The following is a 9562-nucleotide window of genomic DNA, read 5'->3' as shown; positions in this document are numbered from 1 at the left end:
TAGTTACGACGTCTAGCGCCAAAGGACTCATCGACTTAACAAGACACCTCTACTTTAACATAACGAAAAAAGTAGTGAGTACTTTCTCCCGTCGGAGATTTTCTCACTACTAATCTTAGTATGTTTTAGTTTTGCTTTAATACGCTTGTTGTTGTAGTAATCAATGTAGTCTATAATGGCTTTTTTAAAGTCTTATAATGACCTAAATTCATGTTCAAAGCCATAAAACATCTCTGCTTTTTAAATGCCAAAGAAAGATTCCATCATACCGTTATCCGTGCTAGTTCCTTTGCGAGACATGGAGGGACAGATCCCTTTACTGTCAAGAAAACGATGGTAGACCTCCTGTTGGTATTGCCAACCTTGGTCGCTATGGAGAATAGTATTGGGATAAGCTTCCTTAGGAAAAGCCTTTTCAAGCATGGATTTAACTTGCATCAGGTTGGGAGAATGGGACAAGGTAAAGCCGATAATTTCGCTGTTATAACCATCCAGAACAGGCGACAGATAGAGTTTCTCAGAGCAATTTGGCAAAGCAAACTCGGTCACATCGGTATAACACTTCTCAAAAGGTTTAGACCCCTCAAATTGCTTGTTAATCAGATTTGGAGCCTTCTTGCCAACCTCCCCCTTGTAGGACTTGTATTTCTTGCGCTTACGGATGCGTGCAGACAGACCTAACACCTGCATCAAACGCTGCACTTTCTTATGATTGATGCTATAACCACGATTGCGCAGTTCTAGATGAACCCTGCGGTAACCATAATTGCCCTTATGAGCCTTAAAAATTGCTTGTATCTCATTCTTGATGTCCCTATCTTTGTCCTCTGTAGCTAGTTGCTTGAGCTGGTAATAGTAGGTGGCACGAGCTAGTTTAGCTGTTGCTAGAAGGAGGTCTAGTCGGAATCCTCCATTGACCATTTCTCTAACTGTTTCTGCCTTTCACGCGCTAAGGCTTCGTCCCTCAGGCGCAATTCCTTCAACTTTTTTAGATAGGCATTCTCCGTTCTAAGACGTTCATTTTCTTCTTGGAGTCGCTCTAACTCCGTCATCTCTTCCCAGGTCTTCTTTGGCTTACGTCCCATTTTTGGCGGCCTCCCTCTTGCTTTCTCAAGAATAGTATAGCCGTTTTTCTTGTATTGCGCTATCCAATTTGGAAGAGTCCCTCGGTTTGGCAAGGCGTAATCAAGTGAAACGGTCAGCTGTGACTGTTGTTTCAGAAGCACGTTATCAATCATTTCCTGCTTTAATTCTGGAGAATAATAGGTATTTTTCCCTTTCTTGACAATGTTCATCCCGTATCTGTCTATCAGTCGAATCATATATTGAATACCGGATTCTGCAACACTGAACTGGTCCGACAAAGACTTAATGCTTTCACCATTTTGCCGTAACTCATAGATTTTGACTTTGTCTTCATAACTTAATTTCATAAAAATAACACCCCAAATGTTAGATTTTTTCTGTCTAACTTTTGGGGTGCGGTTCATTAAGCCGAGGGTTTTTGAATAGATTTATTTTGGATAAATATAGCTGACAGCTCCTTGACCAGCGGCGTAGGGATTAAACCAGCCACGGAAGTTGCCAATGTATTGTTTGCCTGCATAGTTTGATTCTTTGATTTGGATGCGGGTGTTGGATTCGACATGGGTGACAACACCGACATGCCCATAGCCACCATCAGTCCAGCAGATAATTGCTCCGACTTGTGGGATACTTCCTGTCTGGAAACCAGCTGCGCGTGCGCTGGCTGCCCACTGGCCACCATTACCCCAGTAAGGACCGGCCCAAGGAGCCAGCACTTTTGCTCCCCAAGTGCACTGACCATGGGGGTAAGAGGAGGCGCCTGCATAATCAGGGGTATAGAGGGTTGGCTCAGGAGTAGTTGGTTTATCAACCTGATAGCTGGTGCCTGTAAGTCCAGTCAACTGGCCGTTGAGATTACGGTAGACATGGGTATGGAAGAGACCACTTCCAGCATGCTGTTGCGTATTGATGGTAAATTTATACAAGCCATTGCCAACTTTGTTAGCAGTGTACCATTTGATGTCATCTTGGCCGTTGACTTCTGACCAGGTCGGCAGAGAAATCGTTCCTGGCCCGAAAGCATCTGCCACGGTCACTTCGTAATTGTAGGCAGAGATTTTATTGACAGAAACCTTGGTTTTGATATTTTCAGCAGAGAGAGTGACGGTGTCTGTCGCATAGCTATGTTCGCTGCCATCTTTATATTTGACGTAGATATGATTGATATAATTACCAGATAAGGCTTGGTGGTTGCGAATATTAAATTGTGCAGTAAAGGTCCCATCTCCATTATTACTTGCCTCATACCATTTGATATTGCTTTGATTATGGGTGCTCCAGATGGGAACGCGGACGGACTGAATCGGCTTAGATGTTGCAGTCTCACTGGTTTTTACAGTATAGGTTCCCTGCTCATGATTGACATTTTCGACAGAAAAAAGCGGTTTTTGCTCTTCTGGAGAAGGGAGCTTTTCAGAATCTATCGTAGCAGTTGTTCCTGCTAATCCTGTAAATTCAGGCTTGACATAGCTTTCACCGTAGAGATGGATATGATAGGTGCCTGTATCGTAATGATGCTTTTTCAGTTCTACTCTGACGCTGTAACTACCATCAGGATTTTTACTTGCCTCGTACCATTGCAAATCATCCTGACCCTTGTTTTCAGACCAAGTTGGCACAGTGACCTTGTACATGGTGTCAGGTAGGTTTTTGATAAGGATTTCCATAATGCCCGACTCAGGGAAGCTTGTCTGAATGGTCGGATTAGGCTTTTCGAGATGGAAAGTAGTGCCCGATTGGTAAATCATTTTGCCATTTTTATTTTCATAAGTATCTATGAAATATTTTCCATAGCCCTTATGCTTAGAAAGGTTAAATTCGGTACTATCTTGTCCAGCTTCATACCAATTAAGGTCGTCACCACCATTTTCATCAGACCAAACTGCATGGACAATTTTTGAGTTCCCTTGGTCTTTATTTCGCGTAAAATTGATGCGGCCAATCTGTCCAGCTGTTGTGACACTTGTTTTGCTAGTGGGTTTATTGAGGGTAAAGGTCGTACCATTCAAGCCTATCATCTTCCCGTTGATATTAATGTAAGTGTGTACATGGAAGGTGCCGTATCCGGCGTGTTGCCGGAGATCAATGGCTGTGCTGGATGTTTGAGGCGTGGTGTACCATTTCAAATCATCCTGTCCATTTTCGTCGGACCAGACCGCGTGGGAAATAGTATAAGGAACTTGAGCCTTGGAGCGGGCATAATGAATCTGTGCCGTATCCCCAGTGACATTGACAGTCACATTGCTGGCACGATCAGTGGGGCCTAGGATTTTGCTTCCAGCTTCAGTCGATGCAACAGCCTGAGCCGTGGAATGACTGGCAAACAGACCAAGGGCTGCTCCAGATAATAAAAACAGTTTCTGATATTTCTTCATAGATCTCCTTTGAATAAGAAATTTGGATAATTCCATTTAGATTATTCGGGAAAAAATATGAAAATAGAGTAATTTTTTAAAATTTTGGGAATTGAACTGCTAATCTAATTTAGTTTTATGAAATCTTTGATGTTTTGACTAAAGGTTATAAATTTTCAGTAAGATTAGATTGTTTTCATTCTTTCTCGGTTATCATAGAATAAAACGAACAATTGTGATATAATTTAGATAAATAATTCGTAAAAAAACAATGATTTTTACGTGATGTGTTAGCTTGGTGCGTTAGCACCTGTGATATTGGACATTGAGGTATCTTGGCTATGAAGCTTTTAGTTGTTGGTTCAGGCGGTCGTGAGCATGCGATTGCCAAGAAGTTGTTGGAGTCTCAGGATGTGGAGCAGGTTTTTGTCGCTCCTGGAAATGATGGCATGATCTTGGATGGGCTAGACTTGGTGAATATTGGAATTTCCGAACATTCTAAATTGATCGAGTTCGCAAAGGCGAACGATATTGCTTGGTCTTTTATCGGTCCGGATGATGCCCTGGCAGCTGGGATTGTAGATGATTTTAATCAAGCTGGGCTCAAGGCTTTCGGTCCATCTCGTTTAGCAGCGGAGCTGGAGTGGTCCAAGGATTTTGCCAAGGAAATCATGGTTAAATACGGTGTTCCGACAGCAGCCTATGGCACATTTTCCGACTTTGAGGAAGCCAAAGCCTACATAGAAAAGCAGGGAGCACCTATCGTGGTCAAGGCGGACGGCTTGGCTCTGGGCAAGGGCGTTGTTGTGGCGGAGACCGTGGAGCAGGCGGTTGAGGCCGCGCAGGAGATGCTCTTGGACAATAAGTTTGGCGACTCGGGTGCGCGTGTGGTTATCGAGGAGTTTCTTGAAGGTGAGGAATTTTCTCTCTTTGCCTTTGTCAATGGCGATAAGTTTTACATCCTGCCGACGGCCCAGGACCACAAGCGGGCCTATGATGGAGACAAGGGACCCAATACAGGCGGTATGGGAGCTTATGCACCAGTGCCTCACCTGCCACAAAGTGTGGTGGAGCAGTCAGTTGAGACGATTATCAAGCCGGTTCTCAAAGGCATGATAGCTGAGGGACGACCTTATCTTGGCGTGCTCTATGCTGGGCTGATTCTGACAGCCGATGGTCCTAAGGTTATCGAGTTCAACTCGCGCTTCGGCGATCCGGAGACCCAGATTATCCTGCCGCGCTTGACGTCTGACTTTGCGCAGAACATCACGGACATTTTGGATAAGAAGGAGCCTGCTATCACTTGGCTGGATGAGGGCGTGACACTTGGCGTGGTTGTCGCATCTAATGGCTATCCGCTAGATTATGAAAAAGGAGTTGAGTTGCCAGCTAAAACCGACGGCGACATCATCACCTACTATGCTGGGGCTAAGTTTGCGGATAATAGCAGAGCACTGCTGTCAAATGGCGGCCGAGTGTACATGCTGGTCACCACAGCAGATAGCGTCTCAGCTGCGCAGGAAAAAATCTATAACCAACTAAAAAAACAAGACACAACAGGTCTCTTTTACCGAACGGATATCGGAAGCAAGGCCATAAAAGATTAACAGATACTATAGTTGTCATGGCGAGCGAAAGCGAGCCACTATAGTATAATCGTCGCAGTAAAAGAAAAACTGTAAGAAAGGAGTATTCAGTTAGTTTCCCTAACTGAACACGGGACTAAATCCCTAGGAAAAAAGATAAAACTGCCTAGACGTAACCGTCGTCGTTAGTTTTCCTATTTTTCTACGGGATTTTTCGCAAGCGAATCGTCCCTTTGTATCTTAATATGAAACCAATTATTTCCATCATCATGGGCTCCAAATCCGACTGGGCTACCATGCAAAAAACCGCCGAAGTCTTAGATCGCTTTGGTGTAGCCTACGAAAAGAAAGTGGTCTCTGCCCACCGCACGCCTGACCTCATGTTTCAGCATGCTGAAGAAGCTCGTAGCCGTGGCATAAAGGTCATCATCGCAGGTGCTGGTGGCGCAGCCCATTTGCCAGGAATGGTAGCGGCTAAAACCACTCTGCCTGTCATCGGTGTACCAGTCAAATCTCGTGCTCTCAGCGGTTTGGACTCACTTTATTCGATCGTTCAGATGCCAGGTGGTGTTCCTGTGGCAACTATGGCTATTGGGGAAGCGGGAGCGATAAACGCTGCCCTGACTGCCCTGCGGATCTTGGCCATTGAAGACCAAGACCTGGCAGCAGCGCTAGCGGATTTTGCAGAAGAACAAGGGAAAATCGCTGAGGAGTCTACCAATGAGCTCATCTAAAACAATCGGAATTATCGGTGGCGGTCAGCTGGGACAGATGATGGCCATTTCTGCTATCTACATGGGGCACAAGGTCATTGCACTGGATCCTGCGGCGGGCTGCCCTGCCTCTCGCGTGGCGGAGATCATCGTGGCTCCTTATAATGATGTGGACGCTCTTCGTCAGTTGGCAGAGCGATGTGATGTTCTGACCTATGAGTTTGAAAATGTCGATGCTGACGGCTTGGATGCCGTTATCAAGGATGGTCAGCTCCCTCAAGGGACGGATCTGCTCCGCATTTCTCAAAATCGCATTTTTGAAAAGGACTTTTTGTCAAATAAGGCTCAAGTCACCGTGGCACCCTACAAGGTCGTGACTTCTAGTCAAGATTTGGCAGATATCGATCTGTCGAAAAACTATGTCCTCAAGACCGCGACTGGTGGTTACGATGGGCATGGACAAAAGGTCATTTGCTCGGCAGAAGACTTGGAAGAATCCTATGCGCTGGCTGATTCGGCAGACTGCGTTTTGGAAGAGTTTGTCAACTTTGACCTTGAAATTTCTGTCATCGTATCCGGCAATGGCAAGGACGTGACGGTTTTCCCAGTTCAGGAAAATATCCATCGCAACAATATCCTGTCTAAGACAATCGTGCCAGCTCGCATTTCGGAAAGTCTAGCAGATAAGGCAAAAACCATGGCAGTGCGAATCGCAGAACAGCTCAATTTGTCTGGAACCCTTTGCGTGGAAATGTTTGCGACCGCTGATGACATCATCGTCAATGAGATTGCTCCACGGCCACACAACTCTGGGCACTACTCTATCGAAGCCTGCGACTTCTCGCAGTTTGACACCCATATTCTGGGTGTTCTGGGAGCACCATTGCCAGCTATCCACCTGCATGCGCCAGCCGTTATGCTCAATGTTCTCGGCCAGCATGTCGAGGCCGCTGAGAAATATGTCACAGAAAATCCAAGCGCCCACCTCCACCTGTATGGTAAAATAGAAGCGAAGCACAACCGTAAGATGGGGCATGTGACTTTGTTTAGTGATGCGCCGGATAGTGTGGAAGAGTTTGGGGAGTAAGACAGGACCCCAGTTATAAGGTCCGTCGTCTTACCCCTGCAAGGTTGACTAGGCTTGTCGTAGCTGATAAAGTCAGCAAGAGAAGTCAGTCAACTACTGCTAGAAGGGATTGATTTTTAGATGAAGCCTATGATTCAAATCATTGTTAATGCTTTTGTTGAGAAGGATAAGACGGGAGCAGTCGTTGAAGTCTTGTTTGCAAGTACTGATCATGACAAGGTACAAGCTAAATATGATGAATTAGTTGCTCAATACCCCGAAAACTATTTGGCGATTTATGATCTGCCATTGGATACAAATCTCAACGAATTACCTCACTACCCATCCGTACTTATTGGGAAAGAGGAGTTTGAGTAGGGAAGTTCATATTATTATTTATTGGGAAAAACTACGAGGGGTGTTAAATATGTATATAAAATCTATGACCATAAAAAAACTTCATAAAGTTTATAATTACGATATAAAATTTAATCAAGATATAACTATTTTGTATGGAGAGAATGGTAGTGGTAAAACGACTATTTTATCAATTTTAGAGACAGTCTTAACGGCTAAAATTTGGAAATTATTTGATATTAAGTTTGAACAGATTACATTGCAAGGGAAAGATGATCAAGACAACACAGATTATTCTATTGACATATCAAGAAGCATTGATAAAGAAAATGGTCTTTATTTGGAACTTGAAATATCAGAAAATGGAAAGAAAAAGTCTGATAGAATTTTTCAAACTACAATTAATTCTTTGGATGTTTTTGAAGAAAATATCATAGAAGAACGAGATGACATTTTCGTGGTTTATCCAATACTATCAGATATAAGAAGAGCTTTTAATGAACTTTACTTACCAATCAATAGAATCCCTTCTAATATCAGTACAGAAAAAGTTCGCCTAAATCCTTTTAGAAAAAATAATCTATTGGATAATATTAATATTGACAATGCTCTTCAACATGCAGTTAGTTTGATTGAGAAAGAAAATAGAATCATTGAAAGTAGGAAAAATCGGTATAATCAGGAATTTAAAAATGAAATTCTATCTAGTTCGTTAGATATAAATACTGATCAACTTGATAATCTATTACAGAATGAATTAATTATAGATGTTGATAAAATTAATAATTTAAATAATAAATATTTAAAAATGCTTGATGATCTTGATGTTCCAGATGAGCACAAGCAAAAGATAAACTCTTTTTTGAATAACTATAAACAAAAATTACCAAGTGTTATGGAATCTTTGCGTTTGGGTATAAAGAGTTCTAATGACGAGGTGCCATTCGACATCGTGATAACATTTTTATTTGAGGCTTCTGAAATTGTTAGAATGAAAAAAGTACTTCCTATTGCAGAAAAATTAGAGAAGAGGCTTTCAGATATAAGTGGCAGAATAAATAATTTCACCAATATAGTGAACTCTTTTTTTGAAGATAGTATGGAGAAAAAAGAACTTATTTTTGACAATTTTGGGGCTCCTTATTTTAGAATAAAAGGTCGAAGTGGAAAGATTCATTTTAAATATCTTTCTTCTGGAGAGAAACAAATAGTAATATTTTTTGCAAACTTGGTTTTGACAAACCGATTTTCAAGAAATAAAAAGTTTAAAGATGTATTTATTGCTGATGAACCTGAAATATCACTTCATATGTTGTGGCAGTTAAAATTAATACCAAATATTTTAAAATCTAGGAAAAATATACAAATAATATTAGCGACACATTCTCCAGAGATTGTAGGAGAGTATGAAAATAAGATGTTTGAATTAAAGAAGGAGCGAGTGGATAATGAGTAATGGATTAAAACACTCACAATCTGCTCTTTACACTAGACAAAAATTTCTTGAAAATGCCAATGACTTTAATTTGTACATCGAGGATACTGGCTATGAATTTTGGTATAAAGAAATATTCAAACGCATGGGATATAGGATTGTATCAGTTGTAGCTTCTGGAGATAAATCTAAAGTGGTTCAAGATTATAAAACCTATGGACGAAAGAGTCAGAAAGGGAAACTAAATTTTTATATTACTGATGGAGATTTTTGGAGATATAAATGTCCCGAAAAAATGATACTTGATGATCATTTTATATATTTACAAACTTATAATATAGAAAGTTATTTTATTGATTGGAACTATCCCAATAAATTTTTAAAAGGTCGATTACATACAGATGATGACGGTGTGTTAGAGAGTGGTTTTAATTTTGAAGGGTGGAAGCAAAGGATTGTAGATGAATCAAAAGAACTTTTCTTGCGATATGCGACGATAGAAAGTTTAACTGCTAACAATGGTGAGAGCGATCCAGAATTTTCAACAGAGATTGGGAAGACTGTGTCTAGTGCTAAGAAACTCCTAGATTTTAAAACAGGTTTTCTAAATAACGATGCTTTGGAAACGGAACTAGAAAGAGTAAATCAGATTGTAAAAACTCATAATTTATGTGATGTTTTTGCTAAAGAAATGGAAAAAATCAAAGAAAAATATGAGTCAATAAATAATGAAGATTATTATAATTTGATTTGTGGTAAATATCTTTTTAAAAGTTTTATCGCTTATATTCGAAACATATTGGTAGCAAAATCTGCAAAAGTAACCGTAATATCTGAAAGGGATTTCAAGTGGGAATGTATAACTTCATTTGATATTCGTAAATTAGACTATATAAAAACAATAATTGAAAGTAACTTATCAGCGTAAAAATACTTATAAGTAGCTTGATAGCTTAAGGAGAAAC

7 protein-coding genes and 1 pseudogene are annotated in these 9562 nt (G+C 41.1%); 6 read left to right on the top strand and 2 right to left on the bottom strand.

All coding sequences use genetic code 11. The features are described 5' to 3' along the window. Positions 1-54: 54 nt before the first annotated feature. Together FZ952_RS11770 and FZ952_RS05035 are read right to left on the bottom strand one after the other, a co-directional pair. A pseudogene (locus tag FZ952_RS11770) lies at positions 55-1433 on the bottom strand (IS3 family transposase). A gap of 81 nt (positions 1434-1514) precedes the next feature. After that, complete coding sequence (locus tag FZ952_RS05035; RefSeq protein ID WP_148880834.1) at positions 1515-3461, bottom strand: GBS Bsp-like repeat-containing protein; 1947 nt, start codon at positions 3459-3461, stop codon at positions 1515-1517. A 320-nt stretch (positions 3462-3781) separates the two neighbouring features. On the opposite strand from FZ952_RS05035, the gene purD reads away from it, so the two are divergent. The 6 genes from purD (at position 3782) to FZ952_RS05005 (ending at position 9525) form a co-directional block, all read left to right on the top strand. After that, the gene (purD, locus tag FZ952_RS05030) at positions 3782-5047 is read left to right on the top strand and encodes a phosphoribosylamine--glycine ligase (RefSeq protein WP_148880833.1); all 1266 of its coding nucleotides are present in this window, start codon (positions 3782-3784) and stop codon (positions 5045-5047) included. A 224-nt stretch (positions 5048-5271) separates the two neighbouring features. Further along, positions 5272-5760: a 5-(carboxyamino)imidazole ribonucleotide mutase gene (gene purE, locus FZ952_RS05025; protein ID WP_148880832.1), complete on the top strand. Its 489-nt coding sequence runs from the start codon at positions 5272-5274 to the stop codon at positions 5758-5760. Continuing rightward, positions 5747-6826 carry a 5-(carboxyamino)imidazole ribonucleotide synthase gene (gene purK, locus FZ952_RS05020; RefSeq protein ID WP_148880831.1) on the top strand — a complete coding sequence of 360 codons (1080 nt, stop codon included), beginning with the start codon at positions 5747-5749 and terminating at the stop codon, positions 6824-6826. The genes purE and purK overlap by 14 nt, the downstream gene beginning before the upstream one ends. Before the next feature lie 129 nt (positions 6827-6955). Then, a complete protein-coding gene (locus FZ952_RS05015; protein WP_148880837.1) occupies positions 6956-7183 on the top strand; it encodes a phosphoribosylaminoimidazole carboxylase in 228 nt (75 codons plus the stop codon). Positions 7184-7232: 49 nt separating this feature from the next. Continuing rightward, on the top strand, positions 7233-8618 hold the full coding sequence (locus tag FZ952_RS05010; protein WP_148880830.1) for an AAA family ATPase: 1386 nt from the start codon (positions 7233-7235) through the stop codon (positions 8616-8618). Beyond that, positions 8611-9525, top strand: a complete 915-nt coding sequence (locus FZ952_RS05005; RefSeq protein WP_148880829.1) for a DUF4435 domain-containing protein — start codon at positions 8611-8613, stop codon at positions 9523-9525. The genes FZ952_RS05010 and FZ952_RS05005 overlap by 8 nt, the downstream gene beginning before the upstream one ends. The last annotated feature ends 37 nt before the right edge of the window (positions 9526-9562 follow it).

The sequence above is a fragment of the Streptococcus sp. Marseille-P7376 genome (genome assembly GCF_902460385.1).
In the GTDB taxonomy this organism is placed as follows: Bacteria; Bacillota; Bacilli; order Lactobacillales; family Streptococcaceae; genus Streptococcus; species Streptococcus sinensis.
This window is presented reverse-complemented; position numbering and strand designations above follow the sequence as displayed.